Source organism: Corynebacterium matruchotii (assembly GCF_011612265.2).
GTDB classification, from domain to species: domain Bacteria; phylum Actinomycetota; class Actinomycetes; order Mycobacteriales; family Mycobacteriaceae; genus Corynebacterium; species Corynebacterium matruchotii.
Genome location: NZ_CP050134.2, coordinates 1,404,615 through 1,430,064 on the forward strand (window position 1 = coordinate 1,404,615; position 25,450 = coordinate 1,430,064).

At 58.4% G+C, this 25,450-nt stretch carries 17 protein-coding genes, 1 tRNA gene and 2 pseudogenes; 7 read left to right on the plus strand and 13 right to left on the minus strand.

What is annotated here, in order from left to right; all coding sequences use genetic code 11:
• The first annotated feature begins 117 nt into the window (after window positions 1-117).
• Window positions 118-1,308, plus strand: coding sequence for an HNH endonuclease signature motif containing protein (locus HBA49_RS06375; RefSeq protein ID WP_005527212.1), 1,191 nt, complete (start codon window positions 118-120; stop codon window positions 1,306-1,308).
• On the opposite strand, the gene HBA49_RS06380 is transcribed toward HBA49_RS06375, so the two are convergent.
• From HBA49_RS06380 to infC, 4 genes are all read right to left on the minus strand, one after another.
• The gene (locus HBA49_RS06380) at window positions 1,280-2,080 is read right to left on the minus strand and encodes a TrmH family RNA methyltransferase (protein ID WP_005527043.1); all 801 of its coding nucleotides are present in this window, start codon (window positions 2,078-2,080) and stop codon (window positions 1,280-1,282) included. The two genes, HBA49_RS06375 and HBA49_RS06380, sit on opposite strands and share 29 nt — an antisense overlap.
• A 69-nt stretch (window positions 2,081-2,149) precedes the next feature.
• Entirely contained in the window at window positions 2,150-2,533 is a 384-nt protein-coding gene (gene rplT / locus HBA49_RS06385; RefSeq protein WP_005522946.1) for a 50S ribosomal protein L20, read from the minus strand.
• Between the two features lie 40 nt (window positions 2,534-2,573).
• On the minus strand, window positions 2,574-2,768 hold the full coding sequence (gene rpmI, locus HBA49_RS06390) for a 50S ribosomal protein L35 (RefSeq protein WP_005522947.1): 195 nt from the start codon (window positions 2,766-2,768) through the stop codon (window positions 2,574-2,576).
• Between the two features lie 31 nt (window positions 2,769-2,799).
• Complete coding sequence (gene infC / locus HBA49_RS06395; protein WP_081446640.1) at window positions 2,800-3,321, minus strand: translation initiation factor IF-3; 522 nt, start codon at window positions 3,319-3,321, stop codon at window positions 2,800-2,802.
• A 268-nt stretch (window positions 3,322-3,589) separates the two neighbouring features.
• On the opposite strand from infC, the gene HBA49_RS06400 reads away from it, so the two are divergent.
• Window positions 3,590-5,086 carry a DUF2339 domain-containing protein gene (locus HBA49_RS06400; protein WP_081455700.1) on the plus strand — a complete coding sequence of 499 codons (1,497 nt, stop codon included), beginning with the start codon at window positions 3,590-3,592 and terminating at the stop codon, window positions 5,084-5,086.
• On the opposite strand, the gene uvrA is transcribed toward HBA49_RS06400, so the two are convergent.
• Window positions 5,035-7,887 (minus strand): excinuclease ABC subunit UvrA, encoded by a 2,853-nt coding sequence (gene uvrA / locus HBA49_RS06405; protein ID WP_005526933.1) that lies wholly within the window; start codon window positions 7,885-7,887, stop codon window positions 5,035-5,037. The genes HBA49_RS06400 and uvrA overlap by 52 nt on opposite strands.
• A 29-nt stretch (window positions 7,888-7,916) precedes the next feature.
• Here uvrA and HBA49_RS06410 point away from each other — a divergent pair, with 29 nt between their 5' ends.
• The 3 genes and pseudogenes from HBA49_RS06410 to HBA49_RS13160 all read left to right on the plus strand — a co-directional run bounded on the left by HBA49_RS06410 (window position 7,917) and on the right by HBA49_RS13160 (window position 11,551).
• On the plus strand, window positions 7,917-8,507 hold the full coding sequence (locus tag HBA49_RS06410; protein WP_005527367.1) for an MBL fold metallo-hydrolase: 591 nt from the start codon (window positions 7,917-7,919) through the stop codon (window positions 8,505-8,507).
• A gap of 63 nt (window positions 8,508-8,570) precedes the next feature.
• Window positions 8,571-9,329: a DoxX family protein gene (locus HBA49_RS06415; RefSeq protein WP_034996052.1), complete on the plus strand. Its 759-nt coding sequence runs from the start codon at window positions 8,571-8,573 to the stop codon at window positions 9,327-9,329.
• Window positions 9,330-9,365: 36 nt separating this feature from the next.
• Window positions 9,366-11,551 (plus strand): annotated as a pseudogene (locus HBA49_RS13160) (HelD family protein).
• Here HBA49_RS13160 and HBA49_RS06425 read toward each other — a convergent pair.
• The 5 genes from HBA49_RS06425 to HBA49_RS06445 all read right to left on the minus strand — a co-directional run bounded on the left by HBA49_RS06425 (window position 11,548) and on the right by HBA49_RS06445 (window position 17,241).
• Window positions 11,548-11,988 carry a universal stress protein gene (locus HBA49_RS06425; protein WP_005526949.1) on the minus strand — a complete coding sequence of 147 codons (441 nt, stop codon included), beginning with the start codon at window positions 11,986-11,988 and terminating at the stop codon, window positions 11,548-11,550. The pseudogene HBA49_RS13160 and the gene HBA49_RS06425 overlap by 4 nt on opposite strands.
• An 85-nt stretch (window positions 11,989-12,073) precedes the next feature.
• Window positions 12,074-14,128: an excinuclease ABC subunit UvrB gene (gene uvrB, locus HBA49_RS06430; protein WP_005522959.1), complete on the minus strand. Its 2,055-nt coding sequence runs from the start codon at window positions 14,126-14,128 to the stop codon at window positions 12,074-12,076.
• A gap of 9 nt (window positions 14,129-14,137) precedes the next feature.
• Entirely contained in the window at window positions 14,138-14,551 is a 414-nt protein-coding gene (locus HBA49_RS06435) for a hypothetical protein (protein WP_005522960.1), read from the minus strand.
• Window positions 14,552-14,554: 3 nt separating this feature from the next.
• Complete coding sequence (gene coaE, locus HBA49_RS06440; RefSeq protein WP_005522961.1) at window positions 14,555-15,142, minus strand: dephospho-CoA kinase; 588 nt, start codon at window positions 15,140-15,142, stop codon at window positions 14,555-14,557.
• A 56-nt stretch (window positions 15,143-15,198) separates the two neighbouring features.
• On the minus strand, window positions 15,199-17,241 hold the full coding sequence (locus tag HBA49_RS06445; protein WP_005527407.1) for a glucose PTS transporter subunit IIA: 2,043 nt from the start codon (window positions 17,239-17,241) through the stop codon (window positions 15,199-15,201).
• Window positions 17,242-17,785: 544 nt separating this feature from the next.
• On the opposite strand from HBA49_RS06445, the gene HBA49_RS06450 reads away from it, so the two are divergent.
• Entirely contained in the window at window positions 17,786-19,360 is a 1,575-nt protein-coding gene (locus HBA49_RS06450; RefSeq protein WP_172458870.1) for an aspartate:alanine exchanger family transporter, read from the plus strand.
• Window positions 19,361-19,426: 66 nt separating this feature from the next.
• Here the strand turns inward: HBA49_RS06450 and HBA49_RS06455 are convergent, their stop codons facing one another.
• The 3 genes and pseudogenes from HBA49_RS06455 to polA all read right to left on the minus strand — a co-directional run bounded on the left by HBA49_RS06455 (window position 19,427) and on the right by polA (window position 25,119).
• Complete coding sequence (locus tag HBA49_RS06455; RefSeq protein WP_005527245.1) at window positions 19,427-20,155, minus strand: hypothetical protein; 729 nt, start codon at window positions 20,153-20,155, stop codon at window positions 19,427-19,429.
• 628 nt (window positions 20,156-20,783) lie between these two features.
• Window positions 20,784-22,265: a 30S ribosomal protein S1 gene (rpsA, locus tag HBA49_RS06460; protein WP_005522970.1), complete on the minus strand. Its 1,482-nt coding sequence runs from the start codon at window positions 22,263-22,265 to the stop codon at window positions 20,784-20,786.
• A 221-nt stretch (window positions 22,266-22,486) separates the two neighbouring features.
• A pseudogene (gene polA, locus HBA49_RS06465) lies at window positions 22,487-25,119 on the minus strand (DNA polymerase I).
• Window positions 25,120-25,243: 124 nt separating this feature from the next.
• Between polA and HBA49_RS06470 the strand changes: the two are divergent.
• A tRNA-Leu gene (locus tag HBA49_RS06470) sits at window positions 25,244-25,317 on the plus strand.
• Window positions 25,318-25,450 lie beyond the last annotated feature (133 nt).

The window sequence follows — 25,450 nt, forward strand, 5'->3', positions numbered from 1 at the left end:
AAAAATGTAACTCATCCATAATAGCGACTAGTTTGCAAACCACCAAGATCATAAATGGGGGTGATTTTGATCAAAATCACATTTCTTCTTTCTTCAGGCTTTACTAGGGTATAAAGCATGGAAACGCTTTACGACGCCTACTGCACCGCACAACGCAGCGGTGCCGCACTTGTTGCGCATGTGCGTCGTCAAGGCCTGAAAAAGCACCAAATCGCCCGGGATTTCCGCATCACCCAAAAAGAAGCAGACCTTTATATCTGGTTGGGCCACCAATTCACCGCCAAACTCCTCATGCTCGCTGCCGAGAAACAGCTATCCGTCAGCCAGCTCCAGGTGGTGGCCAAGGCCGCGAATAAGGCCAGCGCTAACCTCGTCGACAAGCAGGCACTGCGGCAAGAATTCATTCACCACGCCGCCACCTGCACCGTCGACGAGCTGCACCTCTACGTCAACACCCGGGTGCTCGAAGTCAACAGTGGGCGCGCGCCACGGAAAGCCGCAACCGGTATATCCAAACAAGCCGACGCTGACGGCATGGGCCATATCCACGCCGCCATGCCCTACCACGAAGCCAAAAAAGTCAGCGCCATCCTCGACACAGACGCCAAAAAACTCCGGCGGCTCAACCCCAACCTCGGCTATGCGGAAGCCCTCACCCACGCGCTCATCAACCGGGTCACCGCCCCCAGCGCCGACAGCAGCCCCACCAACACCCCCTGCTTCCTCTTCCCGCTCCAGGCGGACGCCACCTACTTCGCGGACGGCACCGTCGCCTTCACCAACGGCTCCACCCGCCCCCTCAAAGAACTAGTCAACGAACAACTCAGCGACTACGGCTACGTTATCGTCACCGCACTAGACGAAAACGGCGTCCCCACCGTCGCCACCTCCTACCTCTGCCGGCGCCGCAACCCCGACGGTGGCGGCCGGGACAAACAACGAAGCTTCAGCCCCTGGCAAAAATTCATCAGCACCGCTGAATACCTGTGCTGCATGCACCCCGATTGCAGCTATCCGGCAATCTCCAGTCAGGGCCACCACCTCAAAGCTTGGACCAATGGCGGGCCCACCACCCTCACCAACTGTGTGCCCCTCTGCGGCCCCCACAACGCCCAAAACGACGACAACCCCGCCAAACACTGGCACAACGGCCACGCCATCAAAGACCCCGCCACCGGGCGAGTCGGCTGGCAATTCACCCGAGGCGGGCCCATCTACCACAATAAAAACCCGCTCATCCGCAAAGGAATGCGGGAATGGGCACTCGCCTACTACGGATTCATTTCGATGACTCCCACAAACAAATAGACGCCGCGGTAGCCAAATTCAACGACTCCGCCGAACCCTTAATGGGAATCGCTACCCGGTGATCGGCCAACTCCATAAGCTCCGGCCCCAACCCATGCGCCTCATTGCCAAACAACCAGGCAGTAGGTCGGGCCAGGAGCTCATTAGCCGTGCCCAAATCCACCTCACCATCAGCCGCGGTCGCCATCAACTGCAACCCCCGACCTTTCAACAGGCGCAGCACCTCCCCCACATCCCGCGACCGCGCCACCGGCACATGAAACACCGACCCCGCCGAAGCCCGCACCGCCTTCGAAGACTGCGGATCCACCGTATCCCCCGCAAAAATCACCGCATCCGCCCCCAAAGCATCAGAAACCCGCACCAACGTCCCCGCATTCCCCGGATCATTCGTCCCCACCGCCACAGTTACCAACCGGGGACTACGACCCAACGCCTCCCCCACCCGCCACAACACCGGACGGCACACCGCAAAAATCCCCGGCGCCGTCGCAGTATCCGCCAACGACCGGGCCGCCCCCGTAGTAATCGGGTGTACAAACACCTGCATATGGCCCGCAGCCACCACAATATCCGCAAACCGCTTTGCCGCCTCCGCGGTTATAAACACATCGGTGGCGGAACCCGTAGCAACAGCGGCCTCCACGGAGTTGGAGCCTTCAACGATGAATCTCCCCTCTTTTCTTCTGACCGCTGTCCGATGTAGCTTTGCTGCTTTGACGATGCGGGGGGTGCGTTCGGTAAACGCTTCAGTGAAGTCCAGGCTGCTCATTCACATTATGGTAGCAGGTAGCAAAAACTCCACCACTTTCCTTCTGGGAAGCGGTGGAGTCAGAATGTTTTAGGCAGCCTTGGGGGCGTTCACGTCTGCCGGTAGCGCGGCCTTGGCGGCCTCGCAGATCACGGAGAACGCAGCGAAGTCGTTCACCGCAAGGTCGGCCAGGATCTTCCGGTCTACTTCAATTTCGGCCAGCCGCAGGCCTTGGATCAACCGGTTGTAGGTGATACCGTTCATGCGGGCGGCAGCGTTGATGCGGGTGATCCACAGTTTGCGGAATTCCGATTTACGGGCCCGGCGGTCACGGTAGGAGTAGGTCATGGAGTGCAGCCATTGTTCCTTGGCCTTGCGGTATAGGCGGGAACGCTGTCCCCGGTAGCCCTTGGCTGACTTGAGAATCTCGCGACGTTTCTTCTTGGCGTTTACTGAGCGCTTAACACGTGCCATTGTTTACAACTTTCCTTACAGCAATAGATTATGTGGTGGATTAAGCCTTGCCCAGGAGACGCTTGACGCGCTTGGTGTCGGCTGGGGCTACATCCGTCGTTCCCTTCAGGCGACGGGTGCGTTTCGACGGCTTTCCTTCTAGGAGGTGGCGTCGATTAGCCCGCTCGCGGCGTAGTTTGCCGGAACCAGTGGTCTTGATCCGCTTAGCGGTGCCCTTGTGGGTTTTCTGCTTCATGGGATTAAACGTCCTTCTAACTTTTAGGTCTCTACTTTTTGCCTTTGCGCACTGGGCCGAAGACCATGGTCATATTGCGACCATCTTGTTTGGGCTTCGATTCCACAATGCCGTAATCGGCAACATCCTCTGCCAGTCGGTCTAAAAGCCGGGTACCGAGCTCCGGTCGGGACTGCTCCCGGCCCCGGAACATGATGGTGACTTTTACTTTGGACCCTTTTTCGAGGAAGCGGATCACATTGCTCTTTTTTGTCTCGTAATCGTGATCGTCGATCTTGGGACGGAATTTTTGCTCCTTGACCACAGTTTGCTGCTGATTTTTGCGAGCTTCACGAGCCTTTTGAGCCTGTTCGTATTTGAACTTGCCATAGTCCATGATCTTGCAAACCGGCGGCTTGGCGTTGGGGGCGACCTCAACGAGGTCAAGGTCGGCGTCGTAAGCAAGTTTGCGTGCATCTTCAATATGCACGATGCCAACCTGCTCCCCATTAGGTCCAACAAGTCGAACCTCGGGTACTCGGATTCGCTCATTAATGCGAGCTTCAGCGCTGATGGGAACTCCTCAAGTAGCAAAGTGGATTATGTGATCTACCGTTATTCGCTAGCGATTCCCGTGACATACGAAAAACCCGTTTGCTTCTTCAAGAGCAAACGGGAGACCTGATACCTTGACCTCTTTACCGAAGCTTGAGGTGGGAAGATCTCCACTTGCGTTGGGCGGTAGTGGGTTAACTATAACACAGTAGGTACCCCCAAACAAGTCTGCGGCTAAGATAAGGGGCATAACCCAAGATAATTCTGATAAACATCAGACTAGTCTGATGGATCTTCCCAAATTTAGTGAGACTGACGTCCTACAACCATCAATGGAGTCGAAGCCGCCGGATACGCAACAAGCGCAAATTCAATCTGAACCGTGGTGGACTAATGAGAATATTATTATTCGCTTATGGGCCAGTTTTGGAGCGCTCATCACGTTTATTGGTGTGGCGTTCCTTGTTGCTTGGGGTATTAAAAATGGGTGGCTCACCCCCACCATCCGGGTTGTGCTTGCAACCTTGTTGGGCATCGCTTTGTTGGCGACCACCCCGGTTTTGCGGCGTCGTCAGTTGCATTCCGCCGCCGTGGGTTCGGTATATGTCACCTCTCTTCTGACTCTTGGCGCCACCGCCATTAGCGTTGGCTATATTTTTGATATGTGCCCGCCGGTTGTTGCGTCTGCGGTGCTGGGGGTGATCGTCGCCGCGTATGGTCTGGGGAACCGGTGGTTGGCGCAGGAGGGTGTCGCTATAACCGTTGCGATTGTGAGTTTCATTCTGCTCGGGTGGCATATCAGCCGCGCTGGCCTTACCCCTCACGTGTTTCCGTATAGCCTGCCGGGTCTGCTGCTTCTTCTGACCGCTTATCGACGCCCAACCTGGCCAAACGCCCAAGCGGTTGCCGGGATCCTGATCTTTGCTGGTGCGGCCGTCGGCGACACCGGTAATTCGTGTTTCTTCCTGCTGGGGGCGATGCTTGTCACCATCGTGCTGCGTGGCCATTGGCTCATCACCATCAGCCTTTACCCGGTGATGTTTTTCCCGGGCACCCATCAGATATATTTCCTGCTGGTTTTCGGCATTTTCATCCTATGGGCCTGCCTGGAGCGCGCCAACCCTGTCCCATGGGGGCTTATTGCCGTGAATTTCCTATCCTTCCACAGCTATTTTTCCCTGGTGCAGGCCGGTTATTTCGTGGCGTTCGCCATCACCATTTGGTTCCTGCACCGGATTGACTACCGCGAGATTCTGTGGGGGCTTTGGACCCTCATTGGCCTATATTTGGTTCGCGGCCTGCTGGTGGCGGCCATTCTCAACCGGCCCATTGTGTTGGGGAGTCCGCACCCCATGGTGTGTTGGGCGATCGTCATTATGTTGGGGGTCACCGTCTACCGCTATAAGCAGGTTCTTCAGCTGCCGCGGCCCATACCCGCAGTGCTTGCCGTTATCGGGCTGGCGTTTTCGATGATTGTAGTGCTGCTCATCACCAGCACTCTCATGCCTTCCGAGGTGGGGTTTTATGCGGGCCATGCCATTGTGTCGGTGGCATGGTTGCTGTTGGCTGCTTGGTTGGCGATCTGGCGGCACACGTCGTTGAGCGTCGGCATGTTTTTAAGCATTGGCGTGATTACGAAACTCATCTTTTTCGACATGCAGGCAATCCAGGGGGTGCCGCGCATCGCCGCGTTTATCCTCTCCGGCATTATTTTGATCGGTATCGCCGTCGGCTACGCCAGTAAGGGGGCCAAGAAGGCGCCGGTGTATGAGCCGGCCACTTGAGCTACTTCTTCAGGCGTGCCGGCGGCGACGATCTCACCACCGCCGGCACCGCCTTCGGGCCCCATGTCGATAATCCAGTCCGCCGCCTTAATCACATCTAAATTGTGCTCAATGATAATCACGGAGTTGCCCTTATCCACCAGCGACTGGATGACCAGCATGAGCTTCCGAATGTCTTCAAAATGCAGGCCGGTTGTCGGCTCGTCCAAAATATAGATGGTGCGACCATTGGAGCGTTTCTGTAGTTCCGCAGCCAGCTTGACCCGCTGCGCCTCCCCACCGGATAGGGTGGTGGCCGCCTGCCCCAACCGCACATAGCCCAACCCCACCTCGGTCAGGGTGTGCAAATACCGGTGGATGGCAGTGATGGGTTGGAAAAACTCCACAGCCTCCGCAATCGGCATCTCCAACACTTCGGCAATATTTTTGCCCTTGTAACGCACCTCCAGGGTTTCCCGATTATATCGGGCCCCGTGGCACACCTCGCAGGGCACATACACGTCGGGGAGGAAATTCATTTCTATCTTCAAGGTTCCATCGCCTTGGCAGGCCTCGCACCGGCCGCCCTTCACGTTGAAGGAGAACCGGCCGGGCTTATAGCCCCGCACTTTGGCCTCGGTGGTTTCCGCAAACAGTCCCCGAATCTTGTCGAATACCCCGGTGTAGGTTGCGGGGTTTGACCGGGGGGTCCGCCCAATCGGCGACTGGTCTACCTGCACCAACTTGTCGAGGTGTTCCACCCCATCCACCCGCACCGCCCGACCCGGCACCTGCCGGGCCCGGTTGAGCTTATTTGCCAGCGTGCGCGCGAGAATCTGGTTGACCACCGTGGATTTGCCCGACCCGGACACCCCGGTCACGCACACCAGCACGCCCAGGGGAATGTCCACATCAATACCCTTCAGGTTATTTTCCCTGGCCCCCACCACCGTGAGTTTCCGATCCGGGTCGATGGGGCGCCGCTGGTTCGGCACCCCCAATTTCCGACGGCCCGCAAGATACGCGCCGGTGAGCGACTTCTCGCACTCCCCTATCCCTGCCGGTTCCCCCTGGTACACCACTTCCCCACCGTATTCGCCGGCCTGCGGCCCAATGTCGACCAACCAGTCCGCCGCCTTAATGGTGTCTTCGTCGTGCTCCACCACGATCAGCGTGTTACCAATGTCCCGCAACCGTTCCAGGGTGGCGATGAGCCGCTGGTTATCCCGCTGGTGCAGCCCAATGGATGGTTCGTCGAGCACATAGAGCACCCCCGCCAAACCTGAGCCGATCTGGGTGGCGAGCCGAATCCGCTGCGCCTCCCCACCAGACAGGGTCCCGGCCGCCCGGTTGAGCGTCAAATAGGTGAGCCCCACATCAATTAAAAATTGCAGCCGGGCCTGAATCTCCTTCAGCACCGCCCCAGCAATGAGCTGTTCGCGCGGCCCTAATACCAGGCCACTTAAGAATTCCGCGGCCTCGGCAACGCTCAGCTCGGCCAGGCCGGCGATGGACAAATCCCCGTGATGCTCAGATGCCATGCGCACCGCCAGGATCTCCGGCCGGAGCCTGGCCCCCTGGCAGGCGGGGCACGCCACCTCCCGGGTGTACCCCAAGAGGCGATCCTTCTGCGTTTGGGACTCCGAGGTTTCGATCTTCCGGTTCATGTACCCCAGCACGCCTTCAAAGGGGGCCGACCAGTTCCGCACCCGCCCGTACCGGTTTTTGTAGTGGACGGTCACCACATCGTCGCTGCCGTGGATGAGCGCATGTTGCGCTTCTTCAGGCAACTGGTTGTAGGGGGTTTGCGGGTCGAAACCCATGGTGGCGCCCAGGCCGGCAATGAGTTGGGAGAAATATTTGGAGTTGGGGCTGGAATACCAGGGCTGCACCGACGTGAGCGCGGGGGCGCTGGGGTCCGGGATCACCAGGTCAATGTCGATTTCTTGGCGCATACCCAACCCATCGCAGGTGGGGCACGCCCCGTAGGGAGAGTTAAAGGAGAACGAGCGGGGTTCCAACTCGTCGATTCCGAGGGCGTGGCCGTTGGGGCAGGCGAGTTTTTCGCTGAAACGGCGCACCCGGTGCGGGTGGTCGTCGGCAAGTGAAACAAAGTCGAGCACCACTACCCCATCGGCGAGCCGCAGGGCGGTCTCAATGGAGTCGGTGAGACGCTGCTTTTGGGTGGGTTTGACGGTCAGCCGATCCACTATCACATCAATGTCGTGCTTGACCTGCTTTTTCAGGGTTGGCGGGTCGGTAAGCTGGTAGGTTTTCCCATCGACTCGGGCCCGCGCATAGCCTTGGGCGGCCAGGTCGGCAAACAGTTCCACGAATTCGCCCTTGCGGGTGCGCACCACCGGCGCCAACACCTGGAACCGCAACCCAGCCTCCATTTCTAACACCTGGTCGACAATCTGTTGGGGGGTTTGCCGGTCGATGATGGCGTCGCATGTGGGACAGTGCGGGGTCCCGGCGCGGGCGTAGAGGAGGCGGAGGTAGTCGTAGATTTCGGTGATGGTTCCGACGGTGGATCGGGGGTTGCGGTTGGTGGATTTTTGGTCGATGGAGACTGCGGGTGAGAGTCCTTCGATGAATTCGACGTCGGGTTTGTCCATTTGGCCGAGGAATTGGCGGGCGTAGGAGGAGAGGGATTCAACGTAGCGGCGTTGGCCTTCGGCGAAGATGGTGTCGAAGGCGAGGGAGGATTTTCCGGATCCGGAGAGTCCGGTGAAGACGGTGAGGGCGTTGCGGGGGATGTTGATGTTGATGTTTTTGAGGTTGTGTTCTTTTGCGCCGCGGACGATGAGCCGGTCTGCCACGTTGGGTCCTGTTCTGTAGGGTTGGGGTTATGGATTTGAAGCGTGTTTCAGTGTCGGATATGGATAATAATTGCTACTTATTGTTTTGCAAAGGTGAGGGGTTGCTTATTGATGCGGCGGATGATGCGCCGCGGTTGTTGGGGTTGGCTGCGGAGTGTGGGGTGCGGATTACGAAGGTGGTGACGACGCATGCACATTGGGATCATGTGCGGGCGTTGGGTGAGGTGTTGGCGGCGACAGGGGCGGTGCATTATGCGTCGGCGTTGGATGCGCCGGAGTTGCCGTGTGGGGTGGATGTGAAGTTAAGTGATGGGGATGTGATTGAGTTTTGCGGGGTGGAGTTGCCGGTGGTGGTGTTGCGGGGTCATACTGCTGGTGGGGTGTGTGTGGTGGCGGAGTTGGGTGGGGTTCCGAATTTGTTTGTGGGGGATAGTTTGTTTCCGGGTGGGTTGGGGAAGACTGGGTCGGTTGCGGATTTTGAGTTGTTGTTTTCGGATGTGTCGTCGCGGTTGTTTGATCGGTTTTCGGATGATGCGGTGGTGTGGCCTGGGCATGGGGCGTCGACGACGTTGGGGGCGGAGCGGGGTAGTTTGGGGTCGTGGTGGGAGCGTAAGTGGTAGGTGGGGTTTTTGGGTAGCATGTAGGGGGTAAGTTTTGTTCCGTTTTTGTTGGGAGTGTTTGTGGTGATTCGTAAGGTTGCGCGTCCGATGGTGGCGTCGGTGTATGTTGCTGATGGTGCGGATATGGTGTTGAATACGCAGGCTCATGTGGAGGGGGCTGAGGCGGTGTTGCGGCATGTGCGGTCGATTGTGTCGCGGTCGACGTATCAGAAGTTGCCGCAGGATCCGGAGTTGTTGGTTCGGGTTGTTGGGGGGTTGAAGGTTGGTGCGGGGTCGTTGTTGGGGTTGGGGCGGTGTCCGCGGTTGTCTGCTGGGGTGTTGGCGTTGTTGAGTGTGCCGACTATTGTGGCGCGTCATGCGTTTTGGGAGACGCAGGATGTAGAGGAGAAGGTTGCGCGGCGTCAGGGGTTTTTGACGTCGGTGGCGTTGTTGGGTGGGTTGGTTATTACGAGTATGGATACTGGGGGGAAGCCGGGTTTGGGGTGGCGGGTGCGTCAGGCGTTGCCGTCGCGGGCTGAGTCGGAGTCGATGGTGTCGCAGGCTGCGGATTGGTTGGGGGATGCTTCGGGCCGGGTGGTTCAGTATGTGGGGGATAATCGGGAGGATTGGTTGCAGGCGGCTCAGGCGAATTCGCGGGTTGCTGGTAAGCGGGTGGTTCGGGCTGCGGTTGCGGCGCAGGAGCAGGCGCAGGCTGCGTATGCGGATGCGCAGGTGTTGTCGGGGCGGGCTGCTCGGCGGGCGGTGCGGCAGGCGGATCGGTTGCAGGTTCGGGCGGTGCGTGCTTTGCGACGTGCGCAGGAGCGGTTGGATGGTAAGGTTTAGCTTGTAAGGTTTTGGTTGTGCCAGCGCTGGGGGGCGCTGGTTTTTAGTTTTTTGGGAGTGATTGTGGTGTGTGATGTGGTGGCGTTGGAGCAGGGTTTTGTGGATGGGTTGTTTGGGGTGTTGGATGCGCGGGTGCGGGTGGCGCAGGAGCGGTTGGTTGCGGTGCAGTTGCAGGGTGATGATGTGGATGCGTTGGTGGAGCGTGAGGTGGAGTATCACGGGTTGGTTGGGCGGTTGGATGAGTTGCGGGTGGCGGAGTTGGGGTTGGTGTTTGGTCGGTTGGATATGGTTGGGGGTGAGTGTCGGTATGTGGGCCGGGTTGGGTTGGTTGATGATGGGGGTCGGGTGTTGTTGGTGGATTGGCGGGCGCCGATGGCTCGGCCGTTTTATGTGGCGACGACGGCGCAGCCGTGGGGGTGGAGGCGGCGGCGGCATATTCGGATGCGGGGTCGGGTTGTGGTGGGGGTGACTGATGAGGTGTTGTCTGGTGTGGATGTGGGGGGTGTTGGTGATTTGGGGGTGGTTGTGAGTCGGCGTTGTTTCGGGCGATGCGGGCGGCTCGGACTGGGCGTATGGGGTCGATTGTGTCGACGATTCAGCGGGAGCAGGATGTGATTATTCGGGATGAGAGTCGGGGGGTGATGGTGGTTGAGGGTGGTCCGGGGACGGGGAAGACTGCGGTGGCGTTGCATCGGGCTGCGTATTTGTTGTATGTGTGGCGGGAGTTTTTGTCGCGGACGGGGGTGTTTGATTTTGGGGCCGAATTCGGCGTTTTTGGAGTATATTTCGCAGGTGTTGCCGGAGTTGGGTGAGACGGGGGTGGTGTTGTCGACGGTGGGTGAGTTGTTTCCGGGTGTGGTTCCGGTGGGGGTGGAGTCGGTGGTGGGCCGGGAGGTGAAGGGGTCGGTGGAGATGGTGACGATTTTGGCGCGGGCGGTGCGTCGGTATCAGGTGGTTCCTGATGAGCAGGTGGTGTTGGTGGTTGATGGGGTGGGTCTTGAGGTGTCGCCTGGGTTGGTGCGGGCGGCGCGGGCTGCGGCGCGACGGTCGGGGCGGCCGCATAATGAGGTGCGGGGGTTGTTTGCGGATTTTTTGGCGTCTGGGTTGGCGCGGCAGTGGGCTGGGTTGATTGGGGCGGATCCGTTGGGTGGTGAGAATTTGTTGTCGGCGGGTGATGTGGCGGAGTTGTATGATGATGTGGTTTCGGATGTGGGGTTTGTGGGGCTTGTTGATGAGTTGTGGCCGGTGTTGGATCCTCGGGTGGTGTTGGCGGAGTTGTTGTCGGATCGGGGGTGATTGCTCGGGTGGCGGGTGATTATGATGAGGTGACGCAGGGGGCGTTGTTTCGTGAGGTGGGTGATTTGTGGTCGGCGTCGGATGCGGCGTTGGTGGATGAGTTGGCTGAGCTTATTGGGGGGTTTTCGGGGTTGATGAGGGGGTTGGTGATGGGTGGCGTCGTCAGGTGGCGGATGCGCAGGGGTGTTGGATGTGTTGAGTTCGTCGGCGAGTTCGGATTTGGATGATGTGTCGGATGCTGAGGTGTTGTCGGCGTTTGATGTGGTGGATGCTGAGGGGTTTGGCGCGGCGTCAGGAGGTGCGGGAGCATCGGAGTGTGGCTGATCGGGCGCGGGGGGATATTCGGTGGTCGTATGGGCATGTGATTATTGATGAGGCGCAGGAGTTGAGTGCGATGGAGTGGCGGATGGTGATGCGGCGGTGTCCGACGAAGTGGATGACGATTGTGGGTGATACGGCGCAGACGGGGTCGCCGGCTGGGGTGGATAGTTGGGCGAGACGTTGGGGCCGTTTGTGGGGGACCGGTTTTGTGACGCATCGGTTGTCGGTGAATTATCGGACGCCGGCGAGGATTATGGCGGTGGCGGAGCGGGTGTTGGGGTTGTTTGCGCCTGATGCTCCGGTGGGGGTGGCGTTGCGGGGTGGGGATGATGGTGTGGTGCGGTTTTGTGCGGCTGGTACGGATCCGTGGGCGGTGTTGCCGCGGGAGGAGGGCCGGTTGGGGGTGGTGATTGTGGCGGATTCGCGGAAAGGTGAAACCCTGGCGTTCTCGGGGTGAGTGACGTCAAGGTTTGGAGTTTGATGATGTTGTGGTGGTGGATCCGTTGGTGATTGTTGATGATTCACCGCAGGGGTATCAGGATTTGTTTGTTGCGTTGACGCGGGCAACAAGGTCGCTGGTGGTGATTGGTGAGTTGCCGGGTTAGTTGACGGTGTGGACGATCATGACGTCGCAGTCGGATTGGCGGGCGACGTCGGCGGGGACGGATCCGAGGAGTCGGCCGGTGAGGGAGTTGATGCCACGGTTGCCGACGATGAGGAGGTCGGCGTTGGTTTCGTTAACGATGCTCATGAGGGCTTCGACGGGGGTGCCGGGGCGGATGGCGGTTTGGATGCTGGGGGCGCCCATGGCGCGGGCGTGTTCGGTTGCTTTGTCGAGGTTTTCTTGGGCGGGGTCGGTGCCGAGGACGGTGACGGAGTCTTGCCGGAGGGTTTTGGAGGCGTCTTCTTTGGTTTCGTAGTAGGCGCAGCCGATGACGAGGGTTGCGTCGAAGGCCGCGGCGATTTTTGCGGCGCGTTCTACGGCTAGCATGGAGGATTTGGATCCGTCAGTGCCGACGACGATGGTGGAGTAGGCGCTCATGAGTAACCTGGTTTCTTTGGGTCGAAAGTAGTTAGGAACAGCGTTTAGTGTAACAAATCACGTTGTGGAAGCTGAATTGGGGTTTTTAGAGGCCGGCGTCTTTCATGCCGCGGAGTTGTTTTTTAAGGTCGGCGATTTCGTCGCGGAGGCGAGCCGCGAGTTCGAAGTTGAGGTCGCGGGCGGCATCACCCATGTGGGTGGTGAGGGTGGTGATGAGTTGTTGGATTTCGGTGGTGCTATTGGGCTGGTGGGTGATGGCAACCAGGTCGTCGGGGGTGTCTTCGTGGGGGGTGTCGGTGAGTTGGTCGAGAATGTCGGCGATTTTTTTGCGGAGGGGTTGGGGGTCGATGCCGTGTTCGGTGTTGTAGGCGATTTGTTTTTTGCGGCGGCGTTCGGTTTCGTCGATGGCGTATTGCATGGAGTCCGTGATTTTGTCGGCGTACATGATGACTTCACCGGAGACATTGCGGGCGGCACGGCCGATGGTTTGGATGAGGGAGGTGGTGGATCGGAGGAAGCCTTCTTTGTCGGCGTCGAGGATAGCGACGAGGGAGACTTCGGGCAGGTCGAGGCCTTCGCGGAGCAGGTTGATGCCGACGAGAACATCGTATTCGCCGAGGCGGAGTTGGCGGAGGAGTTCGACGCGTTGCAGGGTGTCGACGTCGGAGTGGAGGTAGCGGACTTTAATGCCGGTGTCGAGGAGGTAGTCGGTGAGATCTTCGGCCATTTTTTTGGTGAGGGTGGTGACGAGGACGCGTTCGTTTTTGGCGGTGCGGGTGCGGATTTCGCCGATGAGGTCGTCGATTTGGCCGGTGGTGGGTTTGACGGTGATTTTGGGGTCGACGAGGCCGGTGGGTCGGATGACTTGTTCGACGTATTCGCCGCCGGCGGCTGTGAGTTCGTAGCGGCCGGGGGTGGCGGACATGTAGACGGTTTGGCCGACGCGTTCTTCGAATTCTTCCCAGGTAAGGGGCCGGTTGTCGAGGGCGGAGGGGAGGCGGAAGCCAAATTCCACCAGGTTGCGTTTCCGGGACATGTCTCCTTCGAACATGGCACCGATTTGGGGGACGGTGACGTGGGATTCGTCGATGATGGTGAGGAAGTCGTCGGGAAAATAGTCGAGGAGGGTGGCGGGGGCGCTGCCGGCGGATCGGCCGTCGAGGTGGCGGGAGTAGTTTTCGATGCCGGAGCAGAAGCCGACTTGTTCGATCATTTCGAGATCGTATTCGGTGCGCATGCGAAGTCGTTGGGCTTCGAGAAGTTTTCCCCGGTTTTCCAGGTCTTTGAGCCGGTCGGCAAGTTCGGCTTTGATGTCGCAGGTGGCGCGGTGCATACGCTCCGGGGTGGCCACATAGTGGGTAGCCGGGAAGATGCGGATGGTATCGGCTTGACTGATGATGTCACCGGTGAGCGGGTTGATGTGGTAGAGGGCGTCGATTTCGTCACCGAAGAATTCAACCCGGACGGCGGTTTCTTCGTAGGCGGGGATGATGTCAATGGTGTCGCCTTTCACCCGGAAGGCGCCGCGGGTGAACCCGATGTCGTTGCGCTCGTATTGGATATCGACGAGGAGCCGGAGGAAATGATCCCGGTCGATCTCGTCACCGGTGTTCAGGAGGACGGAGCGATCCAGGTAGGTTTGGGGGTTACCAAGCCCGTAGATGCAGGACACGGAGCTCACAACCACAACATCCCGGCGGGAGAGGAGGCTGGAGGTGGCGCGGTGGCGGAGCCGCTCCACATCGTCGTTGATGGCGGAGTCTTTTTCTATGTAGGTGTCGGTTTGAGCAATGTAGGCTTCCGGCTGGTAGTAGTCGTAGTAGCTGACGAAGTATTCGACCGCATTATTGGGGAGAAGTTGGCGGAGTTCGTTAGCGAGTTGGGCGGCCAGGGTTTTATTAGGCGCCATGATGAGGGTGGGGCGTTGGACTTGTTCGATAAGCCAGGCCGCGGTGGCGGACTTACCGGTGCCGGTAGCCCCGAGAAGAATGATGTCGCGCTCGCCCCGGTTGATGCGTTGAGTGAGTTCGGCAATGGCGGCGGGTTGGTCGCCGGCGGGCTGGTAGTCGCTGATGACTTCGAACCGGCCGGGGGTGCGGGCTATGTCGTCGGGTTGGTGGTGGGAGTTAACGGAAGACATAGTGTTTCATCATAGTGGGGGGATGTCCGGTCCGGCGGGTTGCCCCATCATGATGCGGGCGTCACGCATGAGGTGGAGTCCCTCGACGGCGATATCGCGGGCGATCTCCGCCTGCCTGCGGGTTTGGGCGGCATCCAGGGTGGTTTGGGCGGTGGTGTAGCGTTCGGTGGCGGTGGCTATCAGGTTTTTCGAGTCGGGGTCTATGCCGTCGGTGGTGAGCACTTCGGACCCCAAGCGTTCCAACCAGCGGCGGGCTTCAGCCTGGGCGTCGAGGGTTTCAAGCTGCCGTTCCTGCTCGGCTTGTTTCCGGCTTTCGGCCTGTTCTTTTACTTGGCGAATGTTGTTGTAGGTGATGAGAACGGCGGTGGTGATAATACACAACGGCACAATAATGAAGGGAAGAAAGAATAATGAATTAATCACACACTATATTTTACCTATAAGTTTTGCCACTTGGTTGCGCAGGTGGGCTTCCGTGCCATTGTTATCGAGGATGATGTCGGCGGCCCGCAGCCGGGTTGCTTCGTCTATTTGGCTTGCTATACGACGCCTAATGTCCGCCTCGTCCAGGCCCCGGTGGCGCATGAGGCGGCGGATGCGGATGTCTTCATCAGCGTGGACGACGATCACAAGATCCATGCCGGTGTGCAACCCATTGTCAATGAGGAGGGGCATGTCGTAGACGACACGGGGCTGCCCGGCAGCCTCGGCCTGGGCGAATTGGCGGCTGGTTTCCGCCTGAATGCGGGGGTGGGTAATGGTATTAAGCAGGCTGGTGGCCTCGGGGGTAGCGAAGGCGCGCCGGGCCAGTTCGGCACGACGCAAACTCCCATCAGGGTGGAGGATATCGCTGCCGAAGGCGTCGACAAGCTCAGCGAGTGCGGGAGTGCCGGGTTCGACAATGCTGCGGGCGATCCGATCGGCGTCAATGATGGGAATGTTATGGTCGCTCAGCATACGGGCAACCGTGGATTTACCGGAGCCGATGCCACCGGTGAGGCCAATTTTTTTCATAAAAACACTATAGGCGCCCCCACCAAAACTGGTAGTGGCGCCTAGTAGGCGACGGCTTATGATTCGGCTGTCTTAGCGGTGGTCTTCACCACCACGGTATCGGTGTCCGCATGGTCGGTGGGGAAGCCCTCCACCTCGGCGAACTTCTTGGTGTTGCTGACCAGCACCGGGGTAATCATGTTATAGCCCTTGGATTCGATAAACTTCGTATCGAACGTGATGAGCGGGGTGCCGGCGGTCACATGTTGCTTGGCCTCGACGTGCACGGTGAAACCTTCACCACCGAGCTGAACGGTGTCGATACCAACGTGAACCAGCAGCTCTACCCCACTGTCGAGACGCAACCCCACGGCGTGCCCGGACTTTTGTACCGCGAGCACGGTGGCGTCGGCGGGGGCGAAAACCGTATCCCCGCTGGGCTTGATAGCAACACCCTTGCCCAGCTTAGCGCCGGCGAAAATGGGGTCAGGCACGTCTTTGAGTGCCACTGCCTCGCCCTCTAGCGGGCTGGTGATTTCGGTGACTGCACCCGACTGGAGGGCGGTTTTCACCGGCTTCGTCAGGGTTGCTACCCCACTGCCGTCGGCGGGTGCATCCGATGCTGCGACCGCGGGCGCATCATCAGCCACGGGGGCCACAGCTGGCGGTGCCGCCTCACCGTGTTCCGCAGCAATCTTCGCCAGGGCCTCAGCCTTTTCCTCCGGAGTGCGGTAGTCAAACATGAGCACCAGAGTAAGCGAGGTGCCGAAGGCCACGGCGATACTCAGGGCATAGCCAAGCATGGGGTCCATGGCGGGGATGGTCAGCAGAGAGGTGAACACGAATGCGTGAGCCTTGATGCTGAAGAACCCGGCCACAAAACCACCGGCGAGACAGCCTGGCAGCAGGCGGGAGTAGGACTTCTTGAACCGCAACAGCACACCGTACAGGGACGGTTCGGAAATACCACCCAGCAGGCCGGCCATAGTGCCACCAAGTGCAACCTGCTGCATGCTCTTGTTGCGTTCTTTGATGGAGAGAATCAACACACCGGTGATCACGCCGAAGCAGGCAAAGTTCCAGGAGCCCATGGGGCCTTGGATGACGTCTTCCCCATAGGTGGCGATGTTTTGAATCATGATGGCGTTGAGCGGCCAGTGCAGACCCAACGGCACCAGGAACGGGTAGATCAGCGGGATGATGATGGCCAGGATGAAGGCGCTGAAATCATTGACCGCGGCAAACGCTGCGGCGATACCATTACCCACGCCGATACCGAACGGGCCAAGCAGGAACGCAGTAAGCGGGACCATGATGAGCAGGGAGAGGAACGGGACGAACACCATGTGCACGGACGACGGAATGATCTTCTTCAGGCCCTTTTCCACCCAGAACAACCCAATGGCGGCAATGAGCGGTGGGAACACCTGACCGGAATAGGTGTTAATCACCAGCGGCAACCCCACCACGTTCACGGTATCCCCCTGGCTACCCATGGCGAGGAATTCAGGGGTGAGGAAAGCCGCGGGAATAGCGGCACCCACCCACTCGTTCGCCCCAAGTTTCCTAGCGGCGCAGGCACCCACCATGATCGGCAGGAAGTAGAACACCGACTGGTAGGTGGCGTGCAACAGCTGGAACACTGGTGGCTGGGTCTTAATATCATCCCGGAACGCCTGAATTCCGAAGGTGTCAAACAACACCAGGAGGGTAATCACCAGCGAGGCACCAAGCAATGCCCACAGGATAGGGCGGAACGTGTCAGACAAAAATTCGAAAGCATAGTCGACGAAGGCATACTTACCGCGCACCCCGCCATATTCTTTCTTGTTGCTAGCGGCAGCAGCCTTGGTATCATCGTCGCCCATGCCAGGCAGGGCTTTAATACCCTTGTAGTATTCGGCGACGTCACCACCCATCACAACCTGCAACCCGGTGGTACCCTGCGGGACCACCCCCAACACGGAGGGGTTATTGTCAAGCGCATCCTGGTCGGCCTTCGACTGGTCCGCCAATTGGAACCGCAGGCGCGTTGCACAGTGGGTTAAGGATGTAATGTTTTCCGCGCCACCGACCTTATCAAGGATAAACTCGGAGACTTCTTTGACATTTGTAGCCATGAAGTACCTTTCACTGGAAAAACCACACATTATGGTGGTTTGGACATAATCGGAAACATAACCGGAACAATATACACAACATTAGGACATGAACCACCCCACATCAAAGTATTTTTCCGTAATCTGTCACACATCCTAACAATAGTGGTAATAACCAAGCTCCTGCTTAGATTTTTATGAGCGGCTCCCCCGCCGGCCGAAATAACTACATGGAGTATTACCCCCATATACCCCAGTACGTGAGAAATTGATTGCACATAACCAAGCTTCGAAAAGCCAAAACTGACGATTTGATCACATCACACCCCACGGCAACTATGTGGCTCCCCACTCCCCTAACCTCATATGGGGGAAGTCGCAATCAGCCCCGCACGCTGGGAGATTACCACGCACTCCCCCACTCGTTTTCATTAACAATCACGCGCCACACCGCGCCGTTAGGCACGATAAGCAGTTGAAAGTTAATTTTAAGCGTGGAACTATTGGTACTGTGGACCTTCTACACCTCCTTGTTGACAACCAAATTCTCGCGCTCGTGACGATCATGGCCATAGGCCTGGTTATTGGTCGAATAAAAATCGGTAATTTCCGCCTGGGTGTTGCCGCCGTACTCTTCGTTGGCCTAGCCTTCGCCACCGTTGAACCGCAAATCACCCTACCGCCCCTGCTGTACATTCTAGGGCTCAGCCTCTTCGTGTATACCATCGGGTTGGAAGCCGCCCCCGGATTTTTCCAATCCATTAAAACCACCGGCCTGCGGCTGAATGTTTTTGCCCTCATTATGATCTTGGTCATCACCTTCGTGTCCTTTGGCCTCATTAAGTTGTGGGGAATCGCCCAACCACAAGGCGTGGGCCTCTTCACCGGTGCCATGACAAACACCCCCGCCATGGCTGCAGTGGTCGACGCCCTCCCCTCCTTCCTCCCCGAAGCAGACAAAGCAACCTTAGAAATGCCCGTGGTCGCCTACTCCCTCACCTACCCCATCGGTGTGCTCGGGGTGATTCTTTCCGTGGCGATCCTGTCGAAGATCTTCAAAATCGACCATGATAAAGAGGCCGAAGATGCCGGCGTGGCCCTGCAAAAACTCGAAACCCACCGCATCAAGGTGACAAAAGAGAACTTGCCGTCTGTCACCAGTATGCCGTTCCGGTTCAACCTGGAAATTATCGTGTCCCGCATCGAACACAACGGGAAACTCTTCCTGCCCGAACCGCACGACACCGTAGAACCCGGCGATATCATCTCTGTGGTGGGCACCGCCGAAGAAGTGGACAAGGCCGCCGAACTCATCGGCGAACCCTTACCCGGCGACCACCCAGTCCACGACGAAAACCTCGACTTCCGCCGCATCTTCGTCTCTTCCTCCTCCATTGCCGGTAAATCCATCCGGCAGCTCCAGCCCCGCCTGCAGGGCGTGCTCATCACCCGGGTGCGCCGCGGCGACATGGACTTTGTGGCCCACCCCGACACCGTGCTGCAGCTCGGCGACCGCGTACGGGTCGTTGCCGACCACGAACATATTGACATTGCCACGAAACTGTTCGGTGATTCCTACAAAGGCATCTCAGATTTCAACCTGCTCCCCCTGCTGATCGGCATGACCTTGGGCCTGCTTGTCGGCCTGATCGAAATCCCCCTCCCGGGTGGCGCCAGCCTGAAACTCGGCAGCGCTGGCGGTCCCCTGCTCGCCGCGCTTATTCTCGGGGCCGTGGGTCGCACTGGTCCTTTTGTGTGGCAAGTCCCCTTCGGCGCTAACCTGGCCCTACGCCAACTCGGTATCACCATTTTCCTGGCGGGCATCGGCACGACCGCCGGCGCCGGCTTCGCCAAAGCCCTGCAGGACCCCACCTCGCTCACGGTCATCGGCATTGGTGCCATCGTCACCGTTCTCTTCAGCCTGATGACGCTCATCATTGGCTACAAGATACTGAAGATCCCATTCGGCCAGGTTGCCGGCATGATCGCCGGTATGCAAACCCACCCGGCGGTCCTGACGTACGTGTCGGATCACACCAAAAACGAGCTGCCGGCCAACGGCTACACCACGGTCTACCCCATGTCCATGGTGGCGAAAATCCTCTGCGCCCAGCTGCTCCTATTCCTCCTATTCCTATAACTTCTATTTGTAACCTGCCTCTATCATTCCGGAGAATTAAAAATCGCACGCCACCCACTGATGCACTTATCCCACACAAGCATCGGTTCGGGTGGCATCGTTTGGGTAATCTACAAATTTACGGAACACCAGCGGGTCAAACGACGAGGTCGGAAGGTTTTCTTCTGAGGCTCGCAGCCGCTCGTCTTCCATCACCACATAGGGGCCCTGATCACCACTGGCGGCAGCCTTGATGAGGGTCATGCGCTGCGGAATGCGAACGCTTCGCACGGCCTCCCCCACCGAGTTTCGCTCAATAATAGTGCCGTACACAATGGCAGACACGGTAGAATCAGCCGCCCCCGACGTCCCTACCCCCGAGATTCCCGCCCAAGCCCAGGCACCCCGGCCAGGATTCTGATTTTGCGCCGCCACACTATAAATCGCAAACCCAATGATTGGGGCGAAACATGCCCGCTCGCTGTCCCGACCCACCAGGTTTGCACGTTCCTGCTTGGTGAAGACCGACCGTTCATCTGGCACACCGGGGATTGCCTTACTCGACGCGGAGCAATGCGATAGTGTGCAATCCTTATCAAGCCATTCCGCGTTGAGGACTTTCAGGTATTTCTCTACCGCCTCACCCACCGCCTGATCGACCAGCGAGCCGGCAGTTTCCTGCTTCTGATACATGGGATTAATGGCCTGCTCGTAGGGGTTATTATAGATAGTGAGAATGGCGGTATACATGACTGCAACAAAGCCAATAGCGCTCAGCGCCACAAACTTATCCCAGTTGTGTCCTATTAATCTCATGGTCCATCCCACATTGTTGCTTATGCTACGTGCGACCCTACCTGTGGTAGCACGCTGGCACCATCCTTGAGATCGAACCGGGGGTAATGATTCGAAAATTTGATCCCATACATGACGCCGACATGCCAGCGGGAAACCCTAAGTGCTACCTTGAGGTTCCACCGCCTCCTGCCCCACACCCCCACCTGACACTCAGTATCGAATGACAGTGATAAGTTTTACCCCCAAGGGTGGGGGTCATTGGTACGACGCACCTGCGAATGTGGCTGGCGCACGGCGATAGGTTCTTAGCGGTAGCTAGTCGACGCCCGTAAAAGCGAGCACTCAAATGGCGAAAAACGTCAGGCCGCGGCGGGGGTCGCGGAGATAATCGCGGGTGTGAACAGTCCCCCAACAACAATGACCCCAATGGCAACAACGGTAGCAACCAGACCGGAAATAATGGTTTTTCTCATACCGCGCATTGTATACATTAAACCAGATTTCAACAGCAGAAACACCCCCACCCTATCGGTTAACTTGCGGTTATCCGTTATGGGTGAGGGTGATAATTCATCACGCTCTTAGCTACCCAAGGCAGCGTCGCACCGCATGTGCATGTGTTACTACTGCCCTGGTAGTGGCTGGGTTAGCTGTTCTCGTTCGACTCAGCCTTGCCGGTGAGCTTCTCCCGCAGGGCCTTCAGCTGTTCTTCAGAGGCCAGGGAGTTACCGGAGGTCACCTCGGCGGCGGCCTCGCCGGCGGTCTCGGAGGAGTAGTTACCACCGGTGGCAGATTCGCCGGCGGCAGCTGCCTCGGCGGCGGCAATCCGGTTCCGCTCAATCTGGGCGGTGTGCAGCTGGAAGCGGCGCTCCGACTCAGCATAGCGGGCTTCCCAAGCCTGACGTTGCTCGTCGAAGCCTTCAAGCCACTCGTTGGTCTCGGGGTCGAAACCTTCGGGGAAGATGTAGTTGCCCTGCTCGTCGTAGGAGTCGGCCATGCCGTACTTCGACGGGTCGAACTCTTCGGTGTAGTCCTCGTCGGCCTGCTTCAGCGACAGGGAGATCCGGCGGCGCTCCAGGTCGATGTCGATGACCTTCACCATGGCGTCTTCGTTGGCGTTGACAACCTGATCCGGCACCTCAACGTGGCGCTGAGCCAATTCGGAGATGTGAACCAGACCCTCGATGCCTTCTTCGACCCGCACGAATGCGCCGAACGGCACCAGCTTGGTGACCTTGCCTGGCACAATCTGGCCAACAGCGTGGGTGCGGGCGAAAACACGCCACGGATCTTCCTGGGTTGCCTTGAGCGACAGGGATACCCGCTCGCGGTCCAGATCCACATCCAGCACCTCGACGGTCACTTCGTCGCCGACGGAAACAACCTCGGACGGGTGATCGATGTGCTTCCACGACAGCTCGGAAACGTGAACCAGGCCGTCGACCCCGCCCAGATCCACGAAGGCACCAAAGTTGACGATGGAGGACACCACACCCTTGCGCACCTGGCCCTTTTGCAGCTGGTGCAGGAATTCGGAACGCACCTCGGACTGGGTTTGCTCCAGCCAAGCCCGGCGCGACAGGACAACGTTGTTGCGTTGTTTGTCGAGTTCGATGATTTTGGCTTCGATTTGCTGGCCGATGTAGGGGTCGAGGTCGCGGACGCGGCGCATTTCGACGAGGGATGCGGGCAGGAAGCCGCGCAGTCCGATGTCGAGGATGAGGCCGCCTTTGACGACTTCGATGACGGTGCCGGTGACGGCTTCGTCTTTTTCTTTCAGCTCTTCGATAGCGCCCCATGCGCGTTCGTATTGTGCGCGCTTCTTGGAGAGGATCAGTCGGCCTTCTTTGTCTTCTTTGGTGAGGACGAGGGCGTCGATCTGGTCGCCCACTTCGACGACTTCGTCTGGGTCGACGTCGTGTTTGATGGAGAGCTCGCGTACGGGGATGACGCCTTCGGTCTTGTATCCGATGTCGAGCAGGACCTCGTCGTGATCGACTTTCACCACGGTGCCTTCAACGATGTCGCCGTCGTTGAAGTATTTGATGGTGGCGTCGATGGCTGCGAGGAATTCCTCAGGGCTGCCAATGTCGTTAATGGCAACCTGGGGGGCTTTATTGGTGGGCATATGTTAGGTGCTCCAAATTGTGTGTAGGAATTGTTGATGGACAGTGGTTCATGTCTTTTAAAAGCAATGGTGATTCGTTGTTTTAATCTCACTTTGATGGGGGCCGCACTCTCCTACCGCAGTGGGGTTCCATCGTAGTAACGACATGCTTTTGCTACTTTACCGGGTTTGCCCAGCTAGAGCAAATAGATTGGTGGTTTTCTTTTTGGGGGTTTGGTGGGTTAGTGGGCTGCGGCGTCCCAGTTGGGGCCGTGGCCGGTGGAGACTTCGAGGGGGACTTTGAGGGTGATGGCGTTGTCCATTTCGTGTTCGATGAGTTTTTGACTGTGGTGAGTTCGCCGGGGGCGATTTCGACGACGAGTTCGTCGTGGACTTGGAGGAGGACGCGGGATTTGGCGTTGGTTTTTTTGAGTTCGTGGTGGATGCGGAGCATGGCGATTTTGATGATGTCGGCGGCGGTGCCTTGGATGGGGGCGTTGAGGGCGGCGCGTTCGGCGTTTTCGCGGGTGGCGCGGTTGGTGGAGGTGAGTTCGGGGAGGTAGCGGCGGCGGTCGAAGAGGGTGGCGGTGTAGCCGTCTTTGCGGGCTTGGGTGACTACGGTGTCGAGGTAGTGTTTGACGCCGCCGAATCGGTGGAAGTAGTTTTCCATGATTTGTTTGGCTTCTCCGGCTGGGATGTTGAGTTGTTGGGAGAGTCCGAAGGCGGAGAGGCCGTAGACGAGGCCGTAGGAGAGGGCTTTGACTTTGCGGCGGAGTTCGGGGGTGACGCCGCTGGGTGGGACGTCGAAGACTTTTGCGCCGACGTAGTTGTGGAGGTCTTCGCCGTTGTTGTAGGCGGTGATGAGGCCGGGGTCGTTGGAGAGGTGGGCCATGACGCGCATTTCGATTTGGGAGTAGTCGGCGGTGAGGAGGGTTTCGTAGTTGGTGCCGACGGTGAAGGCGGAGCGGATTTTTTTGCCGGCTGGGGTGCGGATGGGGATGTTTTGGAGGTTGGGGTCGGTGGAGGAGAGTCGGCCGGTGGAGGTCATGGTTTGTTGGAAGGTGGTGTGGATGCGGCCGTCGTCGCCTACGGCTTTGATGAGTCCTTCGAGGGTGGTTTTCATTTTTTGGTATTCGCGGTGTGCGAGGAGGTGGTTGAGGAATTCGTGGGGGTGGTTGGCGGCGAGGGTTTCGATTTCTTTGGCGGCGGTGGAGTATCCGGTTTTGATTTTTTTGGTTTTGGGGAGGCCGAGGGTTTCGAAGAGGACGACTTGGAGTTGTTTGGGTGAGGTGAGGAGGAGGTTAGGGTCACCGGCGATGGTGCGGGCTGCGGTTTCTTCTTGGGTGACGAGGTTGGTGAAGGTGTCGAGTTGTTCTTCGAGGGTGGGGATGTCGACGGCGATGCCGGTGGCTTCCATTTCGGCGAGGATAGTGGTGAGGGGGAGTTCGAGGTCGAGGTAGAGTTCGAGTTCGTTGATGGTGGCGAGTTTGGTGGGGAGGGTGGCTGCGAGTTCTAAGATGGCGGCGGCTGCGGTGATGAGGGTGTTGGTGTTGGTGATGTCGAGGAGTGAGAGTTGGCCGGTTTCGGTGATTTCGAGGGTTCGGTGGAGGTGGCGTTGGTAGGTGGTTTTGAGGTCGTAGGTGCGTTGGCCGGGGTTGAGGAGGTAGGCGGCGAGGGCGGTGTCGTGGGCGATGCCACCAAGGGTGATGCCGCGGCCGGCGAGCATGTGGTAGGTGGTTTTAGCGTCGTGGAGGAATTTGGGTTGGGTGGATTGGAGGTAGTCGGCGAGTGCTTTGTCGTCTTTGGGGTTGAGGTCGGCGAAGTTGCCGGCGATGGCGTGGTGGTTTTGGTCGATGATGGCGAAGGATTCGGCGTCGCCTGTTGCGGGGGTGCCGCGGCCGGTGATGTGGACGGCCATGGCTTCGGTTGGGTGTTGTTTGAGCCACTTTGCGACGCCTATGGTGTCGACGGTGGTGGGGGTTTGTGGTGGTGTTGCGGTGGTGTCCACGGTAACGCCGCGAGCTTTGAGGATTTTGGTGCGGAGGGTGGTACCGAATTCGAGGTTGTTGAAGTCTTCGGTGAGGGTTTTGGTGTTGACGGGTTGGAGTTTGAGTTCTGGGGGTGTGTGGGTGAGGTCAAGGTTTTTGACCATTTCGGTGAGTTGCCGGTTGAGTTTTACTTGGTCGATGCGTTCCCTGAGGTTGGTGCCGACGACGCCTTTGATGGTGTCGGCGTTGTTGAGGAGGTTGGTGAGGTTTCCGTGTTGGACGATCCATTTGGTGGCGGTTTTTTCGCCTACTTTTGGTATGGAGGGGAGGTTGTCGGATGGGTCGCCGCGGAGGGCGGCGAAGTCTGGGTATTGTTCTGGTGTGAGTCCGTATTTGTCTTGTACCGCTTGGGGGGTGAAGCGGTGGATGACGGATACGCCTTTCATTGGGTAGAGGACGGTGGTGGTGTTGTTGACGAGTTGGAGGGAGTCGCGGTCGCCGGTGACGATGAGGGTTTCGAATCCTAGGGGTTGGGCTGTGGTGGCGAGGGTGGCGATGATGTCGTCGGCTTCGTAGTTGGGTTTTTCTATGGTGGTGATGCCGAGTGCGGTGAGGAGGTTTTTGAGGATGGGGATTTGGCTGATGAATTCGGGGGGTGTTTCGTCGCGTTGGGCTTTGTAGTCGGGGAACATTTCGGTGCGGAAGGTGGTGCGTCCGACGTCGAAGGCGACTGCTACGTGGGTGGGTTGTTCGTCGTGAAGCAGGGTGGCGAGCATGGAGAGGAACCCGTATATGGCGTTGGTTGCTTGGCCTGTGCTGGTGGTGAATTTTTCGGTGGGGAGGGCGTAGAATGCGCGGAAGGCCATGGAATGTCCGTCGATGAGCATGAGGCGGTTTTTCTCGTCAGTCACAGTGCCACAGTGTAGCGGACGGTGGGGACATTTCGGCCGGGTGGTGGCTGTGAACAGGAAATTTCGTGGCTGGGGTGTTTTGGGTTATTATTTCTTTTGCGCCCCAGTAGCCCAATTGGCAGAGGCAACGGATTCAAAACCCGTCCAGTGTGAGTTCGAGTCTCACCTGGGGCACTTGTTATCCCCCACTGTTGCTGGTGTTTGTGCTGGCAAGTGGGGGTTTTGTTTTAGTTTCTTGTGTTGTCTCACTTTTGGTAGCAGGATTTACTGTTAGATGCCATGGACACAAATAGGACCCCCACCCGGC

Coding starts and splice junctions, on each gene's coding strand:
- rpmI (WP_005522947.1), bottom strand. CDS start 2,768: ATGAAGCAGAAAACCCACAAGGGCACCGCTAAGCGGATCAAGACCACT.
- uvrB (WP_005522959.1), bottom strand. CDS start 14,128: ATGTCTTCCGTTAACTCCCACCACCAACCCGACGACATAGCCCGCACC.
- HBA49_RS06400 (WP_081455700.1), top strand. CDS start 3,590: ATGGATCTTCCCAAATTTAGTGAGACTGACGTCCTACAACCATCAATG.
- HBA49_RS06375 (WP_005527212.1), top strand. CDS start 118: ATGGAAACGCTTTACGACGCCTACTGCACCGCACAACGCAGCGGTGCC.
- HBA49_RS06410 (WP_005527367.1), top strand. CDS start 7,917: ATGGATTTGAAGCGTGTTTCAGTGTCGGATATGGATAATAATTGCTAC.
- rplT (WP_005522946.1), bottom strand. CDS start 2,533: ATGGCACGTGTTAAGCGCTCAGTAAACGCCAAGAAGAAACGTCGCGAG.
- HBA49_RS06445 (WP_005527407.1), bottom strand. CDS start 17,241: ATGGCTACAAATGTCAAAGAAGTCTCCGAGTTTATCCTTGATAAGGTC.
- HBA49_RS06380 (WP_005527043.1), bottom strand. CDS start 2,080: ATGAGCAGCCTGGACTTCACTGAAGCGTTTACCGAACGCACCCCCCGC.
- HBA49_RS06455 (WP_005527245.1), bottom strand. CDS start 20,155: ATGAGATTAATAGGACACAACTGGGATAAGTTTGTGGCGCTGAGCGCT.
- HBA49_RS06425 (WP_005526949.1), bottom strand. CDS start 11,988: ATGAGCGCCTACTCCACCATCGTCGTCGGCACTGACGGATCCAAATCC.
- coaE (WP_005522961.1), bottom strand. CDS start 15,142: ATGAAAAAAATTGGCCTCACCGGTGGCATCGGCTCCGGTAAATCCACG.
- HBA49_RS06450 (WP_172458870.1), top strand. CDS start 17,786: ATGGCCATAGGCCTGGTTATTGGTCGAATAAAAATCGGTAATTTCCGC.
- rpsA (WP_005522970.1), bottom strand. CDS start 22,265: ATGCCCACCAATAAAGCCCCCCAGGTTGCCATTAACGACATTGGCAGC.